The sequence below is a fragment of the Nesterenkonia alba DSM 19423 genome (assembly GCF_000421745.1).
In the GTDB taxonomy this organism is placed as follows: domain Bacteria; phylum Actinomycetota; class Actinomycetes; order Actinomycetales; family Micrococcaceae; genus Nesterenkonia; species Nesterenkonia alba.
Map to the genome: position 1 here is coordinate 31,233 of NZ_ATXP01000002.1, position 17,909 is coordinate 49,141.

Consider the following 17,909-nt stretch of genomic DNA (forward strand, 5'->3'; position numbering starts at 1 on the left):
GGCCGGGGTGCACTCGCCGGGTGAAGCGGAGTCGACCGTCACTCCGTGACACGGAAAGTGTGGGTGGTCTCCAGTTCGGTACCGTCAGGGGCCTGGCCGCGCAAAGTGATCTGAGCCTGCCCCGGTGCGCTCGGTGTGAGCGTGACATCCGGGTCCGTGGCGATGTAATCCCCGGTGGGCAGCACCCAGACCCAGGATTCGACGTCCTCGGTCTCCGCGGTGAACACAGCTTCCTCCCCTACGGTGAGCTCTTCCGGCCCATCGATGGAGACGCTGGCACCATCGGCCTGCTCCGGCGGGGAGCCCTGATCGGGGACGAACAATCCGGCGACCAACCCCACACTGAGAGCGAGAACGACGACGCCGGCGAGCACCACCACACGCAGCGCGCGGGACCTGGGGCGGGGCGGGTTGTGCGCTCCCCCGCCCGGTACGCTCCCAGCTGCTGCTCCTCCCCGCTGGGGTGAGGGGCCGGCTGCCCCGGGTGATGCGGTGTGGGCTGGGGTGCTGGCACCCGGGGTCGGCGGTGCTGCGGTGCGTGGAGGCGGTGGACTCAGGGCGTGGTCGATCTCCTGAAGCCAGGTGGCGGCGTCGGGCTGCCGCTGTCCAGGGTCCGGGTGCATACCGCGGGCGATCGCCGTGTGGAAGGCCTCAGGCACCTCAGCATCCCGCCCCGCCCAGCGCAACACCGCAGACATCGCCCAGATATCCGCTCGGGTATCGACCAGCCCAGGGGCGCTCTGCTCGGGGGGCCGGAAGCCCGCCGTACCACCAGAGACCGTCAGGCCCGAGTTCATGGCCAGGTCCTTGCACATGCCGAGGTCCGCCAGCAGCAGCCGTTCTCCGCGCCGGATGAGCCGCGGCTCCCCCAAGGTTCCCGTCTGGGGCGCGGGGGCGTCGTCGTACGCTGTGCTGCCGGGGGCGCGATCATCAGGATCGATACTGTCCCCTGGGCGCTGATGTGCTGGCCACTGGTGCTCAGCCGGTTGGTGCTCCCTCGATGGGTGCTCCGTTGTGCTGTCCAGGGCAGAAGCATCCGTAGTAAGTAACAGATTCCCCGGGCTGAGGTCCCGGTGTACGAGCTGAGCCCGATGCACGGCAGAGACCGCCTCGGCCAGCGGTCGGGCAAGTGCCAGCAGGTCTTCGGGCCGTGCACGCCACCCGCTGTCCCACAGGCGGCGAAGGCGCTCAGCGAGAGTGCCACGGTCGGCGTACTGCAGCACCAAGTAAGGCTGCTGGCGGTCCGATTCGCCGATGTCGTGGATGCTGACCACCCCGGGGCTGTCCACCCTGCGCAGCGTCCGACCCTCGGTGAGGAAACGTTCGCGGATCTCCGGGTTGAGGCTGTGATTCTCCGCGAGGATCTTGACGACCACCGTGTCATCGAGCACCTCGTCGACGGCCCGATGCACTGTGGCGAATGAGCCCACGCCGATGACCTCCTCGAGCCGGTACCGGCCCAGCTGCTCGGTCACGGGGTGATCCCACCCCGGCGTGTGGCGGGGCTGCTGGGCTGGGCGCTCCCGGGCGAAGGCGCATCAGGCATCCGACCGCGGCTGGCCTGGTCGTCGTCCACGGCATCCTCTCTCAGATGTGCGGCCACCATGGCCCTACCCCGGCTGATCTGGGCCTTCACGGTGCCCTGGGCGCGGCCGAGGCGTTCAGCGATCTCGGCGTAACTGCGGCCTTCCATGTCGCGGAGGACAACGGGCTCCCGGTACAACTCCGGCAAAGAGGCAAGCGCCTCCTGGACTGTGGCGCGGGTGGCGATCATCGAGCTCATGCGCACCGCCTCCCCCACATCCTCACTCAGCGGTGCGGTGGACCGCTGCCGGCGCAGATGATCCACCACCCGGCGCCGGACAATGCTGTGCACCCAGGTGGTGACTTTGCCGCGACCGTCATAGGAACTGATCGAGGAGGCGACGGAGATCAACGCGTCCTGGGCGACGTCGTCGACGGCTGCCTGATCCACCAGCGCCGCCCGGGCGAAACGGCGCACTACCCCGGAGGCATCCAGCGCTTCGATGAGCAACTCCGCGGCCCACGGCTGCTCAGGTGCGGATTGGGCAAGCAGGCGCAGGGCGTCGTCGTACTCCCCGGACTCAACCGTCTGCTGGGTGAGTCGGCGCGCCTGACGCTGGTCGCCAGCACGCAACGCCTGGTGCAGCGTCTCCTTCAGATCCTCAGACACTCTTGAAGTCTATACAGGCGCCGGAGACCCACCCACCCGCATGCTTTCGCGGGCACCGCGGACCTGAGGCGCCGCGGCCAGCGCGAACCGACCACCGTCCGGGCCCACCCGCCTTCCGCATACCTCTATGAACCGTGCATGACGCTATAGCCCTATGCAGGGTTCATAGAGGTATGCGGAATTGAACGGTGGTGGGGCTGTGGAAATCGCCTGCAGAACTTTCGGACCTTGTCCACGATAGGAGGCATGAGCGTTTCAGCTGGATCCGCGGCCCCAGAACTCATCCTGAGCCACCCCAGAGAAGACGGAACTCATACGGCTCACCGCCTAGGACGAGGCGTGCGCCAGGGCCACCTCATCCGGATCAGGCGCGGTGTCTATACGCAGACACAGTCGTGGATGCAGGCATATCCCATGCAACGCTTCGGGCTGACCGCAGAGGCTGTGGCGCAGAAGCTGCCCGAGGCAGTGTTGTGCCGCGAAACAGCCCTGTACGTCTGGGACCTCCCCCTGGTGAAGGTGCCACAGAATGTGCACGTACGCGCCAAAACCCGCGGACACGCCCGGACTGTCCCGCAGCCGCCCATGACCGGTGGTCTCAGTACCAGCGAGTTCACCAGGCAGGCTGCCGAGCGTGGAATTGAGTCGGTGACCGAGCACGCCCTTCGGGGGTTCGGCACCGAATACGTGGTGCTGGGTCGTGGAGCGGAATGGCCGTCGTCGTGCTCTGTGCACACGGCAAGCGGGGAGGTCATGGTGGAACCCCTGTGTTTTGCGCTGGCGGATACCGTGCCGCATATGGCGTTCACCGAAAGCGTGGTGGTGCTCGACGCCGCCCTGAGAGGCACAAGCCAACACCCTGCAGTCAGCCTTGAGGATCTGCGGTCAGCGGCTGAGCTGTTTCGCTGGAAGCGACCCTCCCGCTATCGGTGGGAGCAGGCTCTGGCGTTTGCGACCCCGGTCTCCGAATCGCCTGGCGAGTCTCTGGCGCGGGCGTTGTTTCATCAGTTGGGATTCACGGCTCCCCAGTTGCAGACCTCTCTGGAGGTGGACGGACGAAGGTACCGGTTGGATTTCGAGTGGGAGGAGGGGCGCATCGTCGGGGAGTTTGACGGTTGGGCCAAATACCAGGAGGGCGGGCGAGAGATGCTGCGCCAGGAAAAGCTCCGAGAGGACGATATCCGCAGCACCGGTCGGCGGGTGGTGAGGATGTACTGGGAGGATCTGCTGAAGCCGGACCGCCTGCGACGAAAGCTGGAGCGTGCCGGTGTGCCGCGCCGTGAGGCCGCCTCGCCCAGCCATGGGCCCCTCCCCGGCCGGAGCGTTTCTGCATAACCCCATGAACTCCGCATAGGGCTATAACCTCATGCGTAGTTCATACGGTTATGCAGGATAGGGACAGTCAGAACAGCACAGTGGCGTAGGTACCCACCTCACGGAACCCGACCCGCCGGTAGGTGCGCACCGCCGGGGTGTTGTAGCCGTTGACGTAGAGGCTCACGCACGGCGCCAACCCCAGTCCGTAGCGCACCACCGCAGCCATACCCGGCTCAGCGAGCCCCCGCCCCCGCCAGGCCGGCGGAACCCACACTCCCTGGACTTGCACCACCTGCTCGGTCACCGCACCGAACTCTGCTTTGAAGATGATCTGCCGAGTCTCAGGGTCCACGGCGATGAGCGCATGCCCATCCCGGATGAGGCGACGGATCCGGTCCCGGTACTGGGCGGTGCCCTGCGTGTAGGGGGAGAACCCGAGCTCTTCGGTGAACATCGCCGCACAAGCCTTCTCCACGGCAGGAAACTCAGCCTCCGTGGCGCGACGAACACCGGAGAGGGGTACGACGTCGGACGTTTGCTCCATGACCATCAGCGGCTGGTGATCCCGGATGTCGCGATAGCGCCGCCAGCCGGTGGCCTCGAACAGACTTAGCACCGGCTCCGCTCGCCCATAGATGGATGAAACTCTCCGCCGCAAGGCGCGCACCGCCTGCCCGTAAAGCCGCCCCGCCTCGGCGTCGGCTCCCAGCGGGATGATGTTGGAGCCCACCCAGCAGGCAGAGGCAAGGGACTCCCCGGCGTCGACTCCGAGGACTAAGGACCCGTTACGGCCACCGGCGGGCGCTGCCGTGCCGCGGGAGTTCACCGCTGCGGCGGCGGAGACATTGGCGACCGGGTCAGCGTCAAGGACCCGCTGCAGCGCCGGAGTGTCTTCGGCGGTGAGAATCCGCACCGCACCGTCAGTAGCGCGGGCAACTTTGGAGACGGGGTCAGCTGACGGAGACCACAGGGGCACCGGCGGGGGCGTCCTCTCCCTCGGGGTCGAGCCCCATCTCCTCGGCGAGCCGGTTGGCCTCATCGATGAGTGTTTCGACGATCTGATCCTCAGGCACCGTCTTGATGACCTCGCCCTTGACGAAGATCTGACCCTTTCCGTTGCCGGAGGCGACACCCAGGTCAGCGTCGCGCGCCTCCCCGGGTCCATTGACCACACAGCCCATGACGGCCACGCGCAGGGGGACTTCCATCCCTTCCAGCCCGGCGGTGACTTCCTCGGCCAGTGTGTAGACATCCACCTGAGCACGGCCACAGCTCGGGCAGGAGACAATCTCCAGCTTTCGCGGCCGCAGGTTCAGGGATTCGAGAAGCTGGTTGCCGACTTTGACTTCTTCGGCCGGTGGGGCCGAAAGGCTCACACGAATGGTGTCTCCGATGCCCTTAGACAGCAAGGCGCCGAAAGCGGTGGCGGACTTGATGGTGCCCTGGAACGCGGGGCCGGCCTCGGTCACCCCCAGGTGCAGAGGCCAGTCACCGCGTTCGGCGAGCATCTCATAGGCCTGAACCATGATGACCGGGTCGTGGTGCTTCACCGAAATCTTGAAGTCGTGGAAGTCGTGCTCTTCGAACAGTGACGCTTCCCACACGGCGGACTCCACCAGTGCCTCGGGGGTGGCTTTGCCGTATTTGTCCATCAGCCGCTTGTCCAGAGACCCTGCGTTGACCCCGATACGCAAGCTGACCCCGTGGTCGGAGGCCATTTTGGCGATCTCACCGACCTGGTCATCGAATTTGCGGATATTACCGGGGTTGACCCGGACCGCACCGCAGCCGGCCTCGATGGCGGCGTAGACGTATTTGGGCTGGAAGTGGATATCGGCGATCACCGGGATCTGGGACTTCTGCGCGATGATCGGCAACGCAGCGGCGTCTTTATCCGTGGGGCAGGCCACCCGGACGATGTCACAGCCGGAAGCTGTCAGCTCAGCAATCTGCTGCAGGGTGGCGTTGATGTCGTGGGTTTTGGTGGTGGTCATCGACTGCACCGAGATGGGGTGGTCGCTGCCGACGCCGACGTCACCAACGTAGAAGTTGCGGGTCTTACGCCGCGGGGCGAGCACCGGCGGCGGTTCCTTGACCGTGGGCATGCCGAGATCAATGGCAGTCATGCTCCCATGGTACGCCGCCGTGGCGGGCTATTCGAGCAGGCGTATCGGATTCACGATGTCGGCAAAGATGAGCATCACACCCATGCCGATCATCAGCACCGCCACCACATAGGTCAGCGGCAGCAGCTTGGAGATGTCCACGGGTCCGGGGTCCGGGCGGCCGAAGAGCTTGGCCAGACGGCGGCGCATACTCTCATACAGCGCCCCTGCCACGTGCCCACCGTCCAGCGGCAGCAGCGGAATGAGGTTAAACACCATCAGCGCCACATTGACTCCCGCCACCAGGGACATCAGCGTGGCGAAGCGCGACTCCAGCGGGATCTCCTCGTAAGCAGAGATCTCCCCGGCTACCCGGCCAACCCCCACCACGGACATGGGCCCTTCCGGGTCTCGTTCGGCTGAGGTAAACGTCGACACGGCCACGTCATACATCCGTGCCGGAAGGGTGACGACGACGCCGGCAACAGCCTTGGTCTGTTCCCACACCAGCGGGCCCGCCTCCCACGGAGGTTGACGCTGCAGTTCTTGATCCGCCCCCATACCGATGAACCCCACCGGCTCGGTGACGAGCTGCCCCTCGGCGTCGCGCTCAACGCGGCCCAGAGCATCAACCCGTGGACGTTCGGTCTCAATGGGAGTCAGGCTGGCGGTGTGCTCTTCCCCGTTGCGCAGGTACACCACTTCCGTGGGCTGTCCGGCGGAATCCCGGATCAGCTCGGTGAGCTCCTCCCAGTCATCCACCGGCTGCCCGGCGAAAGCGACAATCTCATCTCCGGGGCGCAGACCGGCTTGGTATGCGGGGCCGGCGGGGTCATCCTCAGTGCACTCCTCACGGCCGGCTTCGGCCTCCTCCACACTGATGACGCACTCGAAGACCTCGGCGACCCGGGTGGTGGTGGTGTTCATCCCGTGCACTGAGATCGTCCCTGCGGTGAGCAACAGGGCCAGCAGACCGTTCATCGCCGGACCACCGAGCATCACGATGATTTTCTTCCACGTGGCCAGCCGGTAGAACATCCGATCTTCGTCGCCAGGCTGCAGTTCCTCGGCGGCGACCTCGCGCGCCTCGGCCGACATCTGCTGAAAGATCCCCGTGGAGTGGGAGGCCACAGTCCGAGGCGAGCTGGCGGCGTCGTGCTTCCCTACTGTGGGGTCCTGAGCACCGGTGCGCTCCCCGGTATGCGAGTCCGGCGCGTATTGAGCCCCGATCTGCTGCAGGTACGGATCCTGCGGTGGTGCCTGTGGCTGCTCAGCCGAGGGGTCGGCGTCGTCGGCAGATTTCTCCTCCGGAGGTGGGTACATGCCGATCATGGCGATATACCCGCCCAGGGGAATCGCTTTGATCCCGTATTCCGTCTCCCCTTTGGTTTTGGACCACATCGTGGGGCCGAAGCCGACCATGTACTGAGTGACCCGCACTTTGAAGAGCTTGGCCGGCACCAGGTGACCGATCTCATGCAGCGCGATGGACACCGCAATTCCTACCGCGATGATGAGGATCCCCAGCAACGCCAGCACCGCGCCGGTCATGCGACCACCTGCTCGCCGGCCATGAGACGCTCGGCGGTGTTCCGCGCCCAGGTCTCGGCCTCCAGCACTGCCTCCAGGTTCGCCTGGTCCGCGGGCACCCCATTGTGGGCTCCCAGCACCTCTTCGATCAGCCGGAGGATCCCGGTGAAGGGCAGCCGGCCGGCGTGGAAGGCTTCCACGGCCTGCTCATTGGCGGCGTTGTAAACGGCCATATGGGTCGCTGACGAGGCTGCGGCCTCTTTGGCGAGCTGGACGGCGGGGAAGGCACTGTGGTCCAACGGTTCGAAGTCCCAGCTCATCGGGTGCGTCCAGTCGATCGGGGTGTCCACCGCCGGAAGCCGCTGCGGCCAAGACAAGCCCAGGGCGATGGGCACCAGCATCCGTGGGGGTCCGGCCTGAGCGATCGTCGAGCCGTCGTGGAACTCCACCAGCGAGTGGATGTACTGCTGCGGGTGGATCACCGTGTCGATATCGCGCAACGGCACATCGAACAGCAGGTGCGCCTCGATCACCTCCAGGGCCTTATTGACCAGGGTGGCCGAATTGGTCGTCACCATCAGCCCCATCGCGAAGTTCGGGTGTTTCAGCGCCTGTTCCGGGGTGACAGTGGCTAGCGCTTCTGACCCCCAGCCGCGGAACGGCCCCCCGGATGCGGTCAGGACCAGTCGGCGGACCTCACTGTGCCCGGTGAGTGTGGGGGCGCACAGTCCGCGCTCGTGCCGGCCGGAAGCCAGCGCCTGAGCCAGGGCCGAATGTTCAGAGTCCACTGGAACCACCTGCCCCGGACGCTGCGTGGCGGCGGCCACCAAGGCACCGCCGACCACCAGTGACTCTTTATTCGCCAGCGCGAGGGTGGCACCGGCACTCAGGGCCGCCAAAGTGGGTCTGAGCCCAATGGAACCGGTCATCGCATTGAGCACGACGTCGGCTCCCGACTCGGCAGCGATCCGCTCAGCAGCCTCATCTCCGGTGAAGAGGGCGACGTCGTCGGCGATGCGCTCGCGGAGAGTGGCTTCTGCGCCAGACTGGCGGATGCCGACCATCTGGGGGGTGAAGCGGCGGACCTGTTCGGCCAGCAGTGCGGCATTGCGGCCGGCGCAGAGCGCGACGACCTCGAACTGACCCGGGTGGGAGGCGATGACCTCCAGGGCCTGGGTGCCGATGGATCCGGTGGAACCCAGGATCGCCACGCGCCGCGGAGTCGTCTCAGCCATGGGCCCCATTATCCAGTCAACCGCGCTCGGCGGCGAACCCCGGCGGGAAAGCCTTTGCCACGTGACGCGGTACGCTGGAGACACAGCCCGAACACGTGCTGCAGAACACACCTCTGTACAGCACGGCGCAGCCGAGTAAGGAGCACCGATGAAGATCACGCTGCGGGATGTCACCGCCTCCGACCTGGACCAGTTCTTCCGGTTCCAGCAGGACGCCGATGCCGCCCACATGGCCGGTTTCGCTCCCACCAACCCCAAAGACCGCAGCATCTTCGATCACCACTGGGGGGAGATCCTCGGAGATGAGAACTCCCTGGTGCGCACCATCGACGTCGATGGCCAGCCGGCCGGTTCCATCGCCGTGTTCCGCGACGAGGACGCCCACGAGATCATGTTTTTCACCGATAAGCAGTTCTGGGGTCAGGGCATCACCACCACGGCGATCGACCAGTTCCTTGCCGAGTTCACCCCCCGTCCGCTGACCGCCCGGGTGGTCACCGATAACCTTGGCTCGTTGAAGATTCTGACCACCCGTGGATTCCGGGAGGTCGGAGAGGAACAAGTCTTCTCCAATGCCCGGGCTGAAGTCGTCACCGAAAAGATCCTCCGCTTAGATGGCGAGGCTGTTTCACCGGAGACCGCCTGAGCGCACCGGCCCACCGCACCACCGACCGCACCGCCCCTCTCCGACCGCACTGATCCACCAACTGCACCGGCCCCCGCGCCACCAGCCGGGCCGGCCCACCACCGCGGCTTTGGTGAATCACCGCGGGATATATGCCGCTGCGTTTCACCAAAGGCGCGGTGAACACAGTGCCGGGCCTATCTCTCCGGCAGGTGCAATCGCGCCAGGGTGACGGCAGTCCCGGCCGGAGGGTGACCGGCGCCGAACCGACTGACCAGCACCGCCGCGGCGAAGGCCAACGGCACACACCAGGCCGCCGGGTACAACAGCACCACCGAGCCGGGGCTCCCCTCCCCCAGCACGAGTCCGGCCGTCAGAGAGACCAACGACGCCGCCGCACCCGTGACCATACCCGCGAAAGCTCCCCGGGCGGTCACCTGAGCCCACCAGATGCCCAGCAGCAACAGCGGCGCCATCGCTGAGGCGGTGAAGGTAAACACCATGGCCACCGCACCGGCCAGTGCCACATGGGACGTGGCCATGGCGATCGCCAAGGGGAGCGCCACCGCCAACACCGCCCCAATCCGGAACCCCCGCACCGTGCCGCCGAAGAACTCCTGGGACAGCACCCCGGAGACTGACACCACCAGCCCAGAGGCGGTGGAGAGAAACGCCGCAAAGGCACCTCCTGCCACCACGGCGGTGAGCAGGTCGCCTGCTGCACCGTCGAAGAGCGCACCGGGCAGACGCAACAGCGCGGTATCCGGTGCGTGGGCCTCACGTTCGGCTCCGGTGAAGACCGCCCGGGCAATGACCCCCAGGGTCACCGGCAGCACGTAGAAGGCCGAGAGCAACCCCAACAGCAGAAAGGTGGTGCGGCGGGCGGCGTCGCCGTCGGGGTTGGTGTAGAAGCGCACCAGCACGTGGGGTAGGCCGATCGTGCCCAGCATCAGGGCCAGCACCAGGGAGACGGTGCGGTAGAAGTCGGTACCGTCGGCGCTGGTCTCCGTCCAGACCGCCGAGAAGTCCGGGGCTGCTGTGGGCTCCACGGTGCCCAGGCGCAACAGGATGAACACCAGCGGGATGAGCAGAGCGCAGAGTTTGATCCAGTACTGGATCGCCTGGGCCAGGGTGACCGAGCGCATCCCGCCGGGCAGCACCATGGCCAGGACCACCAGCACGACGGCGACTGGGCCCACCCATTCACCCAACCCTGCAGTGGTGCTCAGGGCCAGTGAGGCCCCGTGCAGCTGCGGCACAATGTAGAGCCAGCCGGTGAGGACCACAATCAGCACAGTCAGTACCCGCAAACGAGGCGATCCGAACCGTAGGGTGACGAAGTCCGGCACCGTGTACGCCCCGGAACGGCGCAGCGGTCCGGCAACGAACAACAGCATGGTCAAAAACCCTGCGGTGTAGCCCACAGGGAACCACAGTCCATAGGTGCCTTCCACCAGGATGAGTCCGGCCACTCCCAGGAAGCTCGCCGCAGAGATGTACTCTCCGGCCACAGCAGAGGCGTTCATCCGCGGGGAGACCCGGCGGGAGGCGACATAGAAGTCCCCCGTGCTGCGGGAGAGTCTCAGCCCGTAACTGCTGACCAGCAGGGTGGTCGCAGCCACGAGCACCACCGCCATGAGCACCGCACCGGCGCCGTTGTTCAGTGAGTCCCCCAGAGCCTGACGGATGCTTTCACCCACGGTGGTTGCCCCGTTGCTCGGCGTAACGACGGTCATAGGCGAGGATGCGGCGTAAGTAAAACCACCCGGCGGCGATCATCAGCGGGTAGAGCACCAGCCCCGGGATGATCCAGGTCCACGGTCCGCCCGTCAGGGTGAACGTCAAGGTGAAGTAGACCAGGATGACCAGGGCGAAGAACCCCGCCCCGATCCGCAAGGCCAGGCGCAGCTTCGCGGTGATGAGCCTCTGGATCCCCGGGTCCAGTTCCTCTGCTGCGCCCGCTCCGGGACGGATGAAACCTTCCCGCGGGTCCAGCAGTGCTTCCTCCCCACTGGGGGCGATCTGCGGGCCCCGCACCACCACCCGCTGCGCCGCCGGTGCGTGGGCCGGTTGTTTTTGCGACTGAGCTGACCGCTGCGGTGCTCCGGCGGCCTGACCCCCGTGTGGTTGGCCGCTCATGCCAGCCCCTTGCCCAGGTGGGCTTCAAGCCGTTCCCGAACGTGCGGCATCAGCCGCCGACTGACCGGCAGTTCGGTGTCCTTCAGCTGCAAGGTCATCCGCCCCTGCCGGGTCAACACGCGGCGAACGTGGTGCAGGTTGACCACGAAAGACCGGTGTACCCGCACGAACCCGTAGCTCTGCCACTGTTCCTCCAGCTCGGCCAGGGGGATCCTCAGCAAGTAGGAGTTCTCGGCGGTGTGCAGGCGGGCGTAATCCCCTTGAGCCTGTACCCAGCGGATGGTGGGGATCTCCACTAAGACGGCAACATCCCCGGTGAGCACGGAGACCCGCGGCGGCCCCTGGGGGACGCCCTCGCGCGGGATGACGTGCTCTGCCGCCCGCCGCAGCGCCTCGGCTAATCGGCTGGCGCGCACTGGTTTGAGCAGATAGTCCCGGGCCTGCAGTTCAAAGGCTTCCACTGCCGGCTGGGCGTCGGCGGTGATGAAGATAATCTGCGGCCCCCCGGCGCGTGTCCGGGCGGAGAGTTCACGGGCTAGTTCCAAACCGCTCTGCCGTGGCATGTGGATATCCAACAGCACGACGTCGATCGCTTCGGTGTCCAGCACATGTTTGGCCTGTGCCACATTCGCTGCGGTATGCACTCGTCGGGCCAGAGGTTCCTGGCTGAGTAGCCACTGCATCTGCGCGATGGCCGGCGGTTCGTCGTCGACAACGAGCACATCCACACCCTGCTGTGTCACGCGGCGCTCCTCTCTTGCTGGAACTTCGGCACCCGCATAGAAACCCGCATCCCGGCAGAGGGCGCGGTCTCAATGCGCAGCCCGTTCTGCGGTCCGTAGGCTTGGCGCAGGCGTAGATCGACATTCCGCAAGCCAATGTGGGAACTGGCCGCCGCGCCTGCCAGGACTCGTTCCATGTGCTCCGGATCCGCCCCGGGGCCTTCATCTTCCACCGCGATCACCGCATGGGTTCCCTCATCCCGAGCGGTCAGCCGCACCTGGGCGTAGCCGGAGTCTGAGTCGGCACCGTGGCGCACCGCGTTTTCCACCAGGGGTTGGACGGCCAGGAACGGGATCCGCAGGCTGAGCACCTCCGGGGCGATCTCCAACTGGACGTTGACCCGGTCTTCGAACCGGGCTTTCTCCAGCAGAACGTACCGTTCCACAGCGGCCAGTTCCTCCTCCAATGTGGTGAAATCCCCTTCGGCCCGCAGACTGTATCGGGTGAAGTCGGCGAAATCGATGACCAGCTCCCGAGCCCGCACCGGGTCGGCGGGGATCGTGGCGGCAATCGCGTTGAGACTGTTGTAGATGAAGTGCGGGGAGATCTGGGCCCGCAGGGTGCGCAGCTCAGCCTCTACCAGTTGCCGGCGTGTCTGCTCGGCTAACTGGCGGTAGTCGACGTCGTCGTCGCCTGTGGAGGAACTGGCCTGCCGGCTGACATGCTGTTGATCGTCATCCTGCCCGGCGCGCGGGGCACGTTGGAAGCCCACCAGCAGGACGATCCCGGTCAGCACGACGACGATCACCACCAGAACGACGACCGCCGGGCTGAGTTCCTCCATGCGTTCATCCTAGGCAGCGGAGCGTCTTACGAGCCCCCGGTGACCGTTCGGCGCATCCTTGGTACCACTTATCCCCATCGCCACGTGATCCACTCCACATTTCCCCGTGCCCTCAGGCAACGTGTTCTACGTCACGTCATATCCGCATCGATCGAGACTCGAATGGAGGAACCAATGAGTTCGACCGATACCGCGGCCGCACCGGTGGATTACCGCAGTGTCCAGGCCCGCGACGCATTCCGCACCCTGCGGCGGACACACCGCAGTTTTGTCTTCCCGATGACAGTTTTCTTCCTCATCTGGTACCTCACCTACGTGGTTCTGGGGGCATTCCGTCCAGACCTCTTCGCGATCCCGGTGCTGGGCAATATCAACCTCGGGGTCGCCTTCGGGCTCGCCCAGTTCGTGACCACCTTCGCCATCACCGGGCTGTATGTGTGGTTCACCAATAACCGGCTGGACCCCAAATCCTCGGTGATCCGTGAGGAACTCGAGGCTGCCGGCGTCGGACTTCCCGACGAGACCCCCGATGAGGTCGTCACTGCGCAGGCCCAGGCACAGCAGGAATCCGATGTGGAAACCAGTGCCGCCGCTAACCCCTACGTCGATGAGGCCGCTGAGGCGAAGGAGGCCGTGCGATGACCACTGCCGCTGTGATTCTGGCCGAGGAAGAAACCCTCTCCACTGAAGTGGGTAGCCCGTGGGCGAACATCGGGATCTTCCTGTTGTTCGTCTGCGTGACGCTGTACTTCGTCATCCGGGCATCCCGGAACACCAAGACCGCCGCGGATTTCTACGCCGGCGGCCGCGGGTTCTCCGGGACCCAGAACGGTACCGCCATCGCCGGGGACTTCCTGTCTGCGGCGAGCTTCTTAGGCGTGGTGGGAGCCATCGCCATCTATGGCTACGACGGGTTCCTCTACTCCATCGGATTCCTGGTGGGCTGGCTGGTAGCTCTGCTGCTGGTCGCCGAGCTGATGCGCAACACCGGCAAATTCACCATGGCCGATGTGCTCAGCTTCCGGTTGAAGCAACGGCCTGTGCGCATTGCCGCGGCCATCTCCACCCTCTGCGTCTGTGTGTTCTACCTCCTGCCGCAGATGTCCGGCGCTGGCGGTCTAGTGGCTCTGCTCATTGGCGTGGACTCGTGGATCGGGCAGTCACTGGTGATCGCCGTCGTCGGCTCTTTGATGATCGTCTACGTGTTCATCGGCGGGATGAAGGGCACCACCTGGGTGCAGATCATCAAAGCGACCATGCTCATCCTCGGTGCCGGGGCCATGACGGTGTGGGTGCTGGCCCTGTCCGGATTTAACTTCTCCGCCCTGCTCGGCGACGCCGCCGACCGGCACCCCGCTGGGGACGCTGTCCTCGAACCCGGTATGCAGTATGGTCTGGACTTCTACACCCAGATGGACTTCGTCTCCCTGGGGATCGCCCTGGTACTGGGTACTGCAGCCCTGCCGCACGTGCTCATTCGGTTCTACACGGTGCCCACCGCTAAGGACGCCCGGAAGTCCGTGGTGTTCGCCATTGTGCTCATCGGTGCGTTCTACCTCTTCACTCTGGTCCTGGGGTACGGGGCGGCAGCACTGTTGGATCAGGAGACCATCCTCAGCGCCCCGGGCGGACAGAACGCGGCGGCACCTCTGCTGGCCTACGAGCTGGGCGGGACTCTCCTGCTGGGAGTGATCGCTGCTGTGGCCTTCGCCACCATCTTGGCGGTGGTCGCCGGACTGACGATCACCGCCTCGGCCAGCTTCGCCCACGATGTCTACGGCGAGGTCATTAAGAAGGGCAAACTGGATTCCAAGGGCGAGATGCGTGCCGGCCGCTACACCGTGATCGTGGTGGGAATCCTGGCCATCCTCGGTGGCATCGGCGCCCAGGGGCAGAACGTGGCGTTCTTGGTGGCTCTGGCCTTCGCCGTGGCCGCTAGCGCGAACCTGCCGACAATCCTGTACTCGCTGTTCTGGCGCCGGTTCACCACCCGCGGAGCCCTGTGGTCGATGTACGGGGGACTGTCCTCAGCACTGCTGCTGATCTTCTTCTCCCCGGTGGTGTGGGGCAGCGAGGAGTCCTTCTTCCCCGATGTGGACCTTGCGCTCTACCCGCTGACCAACCCGGGTCTGGTCTCCATCCCGCTGGCGTTCTTGCTGGGCTGGTTGGGATCGATCACCTCAGCTGATGATGAGGACCCGGTCAAGCAGGCTGAGATGGAAGTCCGCTCGATGACTGGAGTGGGCGCGGAGAAACCCGTACAGCACTGAGCTGCCCCGGCAGCGGGACAACACGGTAGAAACAGTGAAGGGCCTCTCCAGCAGGAGGGGCCCTTCACTGTTTCCTCAGCGGTGTTCACAGCGGTGAGTGACCGCCGTGGTTAACCGACGGAGGCCATGATCTCGGTCATCCGATCCAGGAAGGCATCGACCTGGGCTTCGTCGTAGCCGCCGGAGCCTTTGACCGCGGGGAATGTGATGGTGCGGATCTCGTCCACGCTCATGGGGTTCTCCCCGTCGAGGTAGCGCTCGAGCTGCTGACACAGTGCATCGACGGTGTCTTTGCGGTAACCGACCATCCCGGGGCTGGGGGGCTCACGGAAGCGTTCCCCGTCGGGACGCTCGAGCCGGCGTCGCAGGGGTTCGGCGCGCTCGGCCAGCAGCTCATACCAGGCGTCTTCCCCGTGGCGGGCGATGTACTGGTCCCGCTCAGCAGCGGCGAAAGCGTCCTCGAGACGGTCGAGGGCGGCGTCGACCTCTGCCGGACTGTAGCCGCCAGGACCGAGGCTGAAGCTGGCCTGGCGGATCTCGGACAGTGGCATGCCGCGCCCGGAGTCGTAGGCGGCACGCGCCCGGGACATGAACTCGTCGACTTCATCACGGCTGTATCCCTGCTCGTCCTGGTCCAGCAGGGTGAACAGCGGGGTGGATGTGGTGGCCATGTGCCTACCCTAAGGGAATCCCGGGCGATTCCCCGGTAAGCGCCACGAGCAGGAAGTAGGCGGTCGGCATAGCGAAGACTAGAGAATCCAGCCGGTCCATGACCCCACCGTGGCCGGGCAGTGCTTGGGACATGTCCTTCAGCTCGAGTTCGCGCTTAACCATCGATTCACTAAAGTCCCCCGCGGTGGCAGCCACCACCACTGCCGCGGCGAGCAGGGCGCCGATGTAGAGCGGCTCATCGAAGATCAACCAGGACGTCAGCACTCCGACGACGACGGCGCCAGTCATCGACCCAGCGAAACCCTCCCAGGATTTCTTGGGGCTGACCCGAGGGGCCATGGGGTGTTTGCCGAAGAACACGCCCGCCACGTACCCGAAGGTGTCATTGGCGACCACCAGCAGCACCACCACCGCCAGGCGCCAGTTGCCCTCATCCAGGTGCAGCATGAGTACCGCGAAGGAGATGAGGAACGGCACCCAACAGGCGACGAAGATGCTCGCCATAATGGACCGGCCCGGATCCGGGGTGCCCAGGGCTGCGGCAATGAGAATCAGCAGCCCGGTCAGTAGCAGCGCCAGCGTGAGGGCCTCTACCCCACCGAAATAGGCGGCCAAGGGCATGGCCGCGGCCCCAATGTACAGCGGGATCTTCGGCACGACCAGCCCCCGGGTCTGTAGGGCTCGGGCCACCTCCCAGACCCCCAGGCAGAGGATCACGACCCAGAGGGCGATGAGCAGCGCTTCGAAGAAAATGATCCCCAGCACGGCGGGCACCAGCAGCGCGGCACCTGTGCCGATCGCTGCCGGCAGGTTCCGCCCGGCCCGGGGGGTCTTCTTCTCCGGGGGTGCCTGCTGTGTCTGCCGCGAGGACATCAGACCTCGAGAAGCTCTGCTTCCTTGTTCTTGGTCATCTCGTCAATACGGTCGGTGTACTTTTTGGTGAGCGCATCGAGCTCTTTGAGGCCGCGGTCGCCGTCGTCTTCACCGATCTCGCCGTCTTTGACCGCCTTGTCGATGGCTTCTTTGGCCTTGCGGCGGGCATTGCGGACCGAGACTTTGTGGTCTTCACCCTTGGACTTGACGAGCTTGACGTACTCTTTGCGGCGTTCTTCGGTCAGATCTGGCATCGTGATGCGGATCTGTTTGCCGTCGTTGGAGGGGTTGGCCCCGATTTCCGAGTCGGAGAGCGCCTTTTCGATCTCCCGCATGGCGGAGACATCGTAGGGGGTGATGAGGATAGTCCGGGCGTCCGGTGTGTTGAAGCTGGCTAACTGCTGCAGCGGTGTGGGGGACCCGTAGTAGTCGACCAGGACTTTGGAGTACAAGGCGGGGTTGGCCCGCCCGGTACGTACTGTGGCGAAGTCCTCGCTGGTGGCGTCCACGCTGCGTTTCATCTGTTCTTCGGCGTCTGCCAGAGTCTCGTCGATCACCGTGTCTCCTCGGGTTGAGTGGTCTGCGGTTTAGTCTATGTCAGCGGTGTCAGGCTCACGGAGTAACCCGCGTGCCGAGCGCTTCACCGAGCAGGGCGCGGGTGACGTTGCCTTCGCCTTCCATCCCGAAGACCCGCATGGGCAGCTTGTTGTCGTTGCACATGGTCATCGCGGTCTGGTCCATGACCCGGATATCGCGGCGCAGCGCCTCGTCGTAGGTGAGGTGGTCGAGTTTCTGTGCCGTGGGGTCTTTACGCGGGTCTGCGGTGTAGACGCCGTCGACGCCGGATTTGGCCATGAGGACTTCCTCCGCCCCGACTTCCAGGGCACGTTGAGCGCAGACGGTGTCGGTGGAGAAGAACGGCATACCGGCCCCGGCGCCGAAAACCACCACGCGGTTCTTCTCCATGTGCCGGATAGCCCGCAGGGGGATGTAGGGCTCAGCAACCTGCGCCATGGCGATGGCGGTCTGGACTCGAGTGGGTTGTCCGGATTGTTCCAGGAAGTCCTGCAGGGCTAGAGCGTTCATCACGGTACCGAGCATGCCCATGTAGTCGGCTCGTGCCCGGTCCATTCCGGCCTTGGATAGTTCCGCGCCGCGGAAGAAGTTGCCTCCACCGACGACGACGGCGACTTCCACCTCGGTACCGACTGCGGCGATTTGCTCAGCGATGCCTCGCACCGTGGCCGGGTCGACACCGACGGACCCTCCGCCGAACACCTCCCCGGAGAGTTTGAGGAGGACACGGCGTCGTTTCAGTGCGGTCTCGGGCATCGGGTTCCTCTCCTTTGGGGCATACGAAAGGGGGCGGCCATCCTGATGAA

General features: G+C 65.4%; 17 protein-coding genes and 1 pseudogene. 4 read left to right on the plus strand and 14 right to left on the minus strand.

All coding sequences use genetic code 11. From position 1 onward, the window contains the following. Nucleotides 1-38: 38 nt before the first annotated feature. Together H578_RS16105 and H578_RS15370 are read right to left on the minus strand one after the other, a co-directional pair. The gene (locus H578_RS16105; RefSeq protein ID WP_022872013.1) at nucleotides 39-1,475 is read right to left on the minus strand and encodes a serine/threonine-protein kinase; all 1,437 of its coding nucleotides are present in this window, start codon (nucleotides 1,473-1,475) and stop codon (nucleotides 39-41) included. Next, nucleotides 1,472-2,194 (minus strand): RNA polymerase sigma factor, encoded by a 723-nt coding sequence (locus H578_RS15370; RefSeq protein WP_022872014.1) that lies wholly within the window; start codon nucleotides 2,192-2,194, stop codon nucleotides 1,472-1,474. The genes H578_RS16105 and H578_RS15370 overlap by 4 nt, the downstream gene beginning before the upstream one ends. Before the next feature lie 399 nt (nucleotides 2,195-2,593). Here H578_RS15370 and H578_RS0101885 point away from each other — a divergent pair, with 399 nt between their 5' ends. Next, entirely contained in the window at nucleotides 2,594-3,529 is a 936-nt protein-coding gene (locus H578_RS0101885) for a hypothetical protein (RefSeq protein ID WP_156837173.1), read from the plus strand. 67 nt (nucleotides 3,530-3,596) lie between these two features. Here the strand turns inward: H578_RS0101885 and H578_RS0101890 are convergent, their stop codons facing one another. From H578_RS0101890 to dxr, 4 genes are read right to left on the minus strand one after another with little or no spacing between them, the layout of a single operon-like run. Continuing rightward, complete coding sequence (locus H578_RS0101890) at nucleotides 3,597-4,487, minus strand: GNAT family N-acetyltransferase (RefSeq protein WP_022872016.1); 891 nt, start codon at nucleotides 4,485-4,487, stop codon at nucleotides 3,597-3,599. Beyond that, nucleotides 4,462-5,637 carry a flavodoxin-dependent (E)-4-hydroxy-3-methylbut-2-enyl-diphosphate synthase gene (gene ispG / locus H578_RS0101895; RefSeq protein WP_022872017.1) on the minus strand — a complete coding sequence of 392 codons (1,176 nt, stop codon included), beginning with the start codon at nucleotides 5,635-5,637 and terminating at the stop codon, nucleotides 4,462-4,464. Before ispG ends, H578_RS0101890 begins: the two co-directional genes overlap by 26 nt. 27 nt (nucleotides 5,638-5,664) lie before the next feature. Beyond that, entirely contained in the window at nucleotides 5,665-7,167 is a 1,503-nt protein-coding gene (locus H578_RS0101900) for a M50 family metallopeptidase (protein WP_022872018.1), read from the minus strand. Further along, nucleotides 7,164-8,381 (minus strand): 1-deoxy-D-xylulose-5-phosphate reductoisomerase, encoded by a 1,218-nt coding sequence (gene dxr, locus H578_RS0101905; protein WP_022872019.1) that lies wholly within the window; start codon nucleotides 8,379-8,381, stop codon nucleotides 7,164-7,166. The genes H578_RS0101900 and dxr overlap by 4 nt, the downstream gene beginning before the upstream one ends. A gap of 148 nt (nucleotides 8,382-8,529) precedes the next feature. On the opposite strand from dxr, the gene H578_RS0101910 reads away from it, so the two are divergent. Next, nucleotides 8,530-9,027 carry a GNAT family N-acetyltransferase gene (locus H578_RS0101910; RefSeq protein WP_022872020.1) on the plus strand — a complete coding sequence of 166 codons (498 nt, stop codon included), beginning with the start codon at nucleotides 8,530-8,532 and terminating at the stop codon, nucleotides 9,025-9,027. A gap of 176 nt (nucleotides 9,028-9,203) precedes the next feature. Here the strand turns inward: H578_RS0101910 and H578_RS0101915 are convergent, their stop codons facing one another. The 4 genes from H578_RS0101915 to H578_RS12550 are packed head-to-tail and all read right to left on the minus strand — an operon-like array spanning nucleotide 9,204 to nucleotide 12,712. After that, a complete protein-coding gene (locus H578_RS0101915; RefSeq protein WP_084709811.1) occupies nucleotides 9,204-10,742 on the minus strand; it encodes a sodium/solute symporter in 1,539 nt (512 codons plus the stop codon). Then, on the minus strand, nucleotides 10,699-11,145 hold the full coding sequence (locus H578_RS0101920) for a hypothetical protein (protein ID WP_022872022.1): 447 nt from the start codon (nucleotides 11,143-11,145) through the stop codon (nucleotides 10,699-10,701). The genes H578_RS0101915 and H578_RS0101920 overlap by 44 nt, the downstream gene beginning before the upstream one ends. After that, entirely contained in the window at nucleotides 11,142-11,888 is a 747-nt protein-coding gene (locus H578_RS0101925) for a LytR/AlgR family response regulator transcription factor (protein ID WP_022872023.1), read from the minus strand. The genes H578_RS0101920 and H578_RS0101925 overlap by 4 nt, the downstream gene beginning before the upstream one ends. Beyond that, nucleotides 11,885-12,712 (minus strand): histidine kinase, encoded by an 828-nt coding sequence (locus tag H578_RS12550; RefSeq protein WP_022872024.1) that lies wholly within the window; start codon nucleotides 12,710-12,712, stop codon nucleotides 11,885-11,887. Before H578_RS12550 ends, H578_RS0101925 begins: the two co-directional genes overlap by 4 nt. Nucleotides 12,713-12,874: 162 nt before the next feature. Between H578_RS12550 and H578_RS12555 the strand changes: the two are divergent. Both H578_RS12555 and H578_RS0101940 read left to right on the plus strand, forming a co-directional pair. Then, a pseudogene (locus tag H578_RS12555) lies at nucleotides 12,875-13,207 on the plus strand (DUF485 domain-containing protein); the annotation flags it as partial. 143 nt (nucleotides 13,208-13,350) lie between these two features. Continuing rightward, entirely contained in the window at nucleotides 13,351-14,982 is a 1,632-nt protein-coding gene (locus H578_RS0101940) for a solute symporter family protein (protein WP_022872026.1), read from the plus strand. Nucleotides 14,983-15,092: 110 nt separating this feature from the next. Here H578_RS0101940 and H578_RS0101945 read toward each other — a convergent pair whose 3' ends face one another. From H578_RS0101945 to pyrH, 4 genes are read right to left on the minus strand one after another with little or no spacing between them, the layout of a single operon-like run. After that, complete coding sequence (locus H578_RS0101945; RefSeq protein ID WP_022872027.1) at nucleotides 15,093-15,653, minus strand: DivIVA domain-containing protein; 561 nt, start codon at nucleotides 15,651-15,653, stop codon at nucleotides 15,093-15,095. Nucleotides 15,654-15,657: 4 nt separating this feature from the next. After that, entirely contained in the window at nucleotides 15,658-16,527 is an 870-nt protein-coding gene (locus tag H578_RS0101950; RefSeq protein ID WP_022872028.1) for a phosphatidate cytidylyltransferase, read from the minus strand. Further along, entirely contained in the window at nucleotides 16,527-17,084 is a 558-nt protein-coding gene (gene frr, locus H578_RS0101955; protein WP_022872029.1) for a ribosome recycling factor, read from the minus strand. The genes H578_RS0101950 and frr overlap by 1 nt, the downstream gene beginning before the upstream one ends. 55 nt (nucleotides 17,085-17,139) lie before the next feature. Continuing rightward, nucleotides 17,140-17,859, minus strand: a complete 720-nt coding sequence (gene pyrH, locus H578_RS0101960; RefSeq protein WP_022872030.1) for a UMP kinase — start codon at nucleotides 17,857-17,859, stop codon at nucleotides 17,140-17,142. Nucleotides 17,860-17,909: the final 50 nt, after the last annotated feature.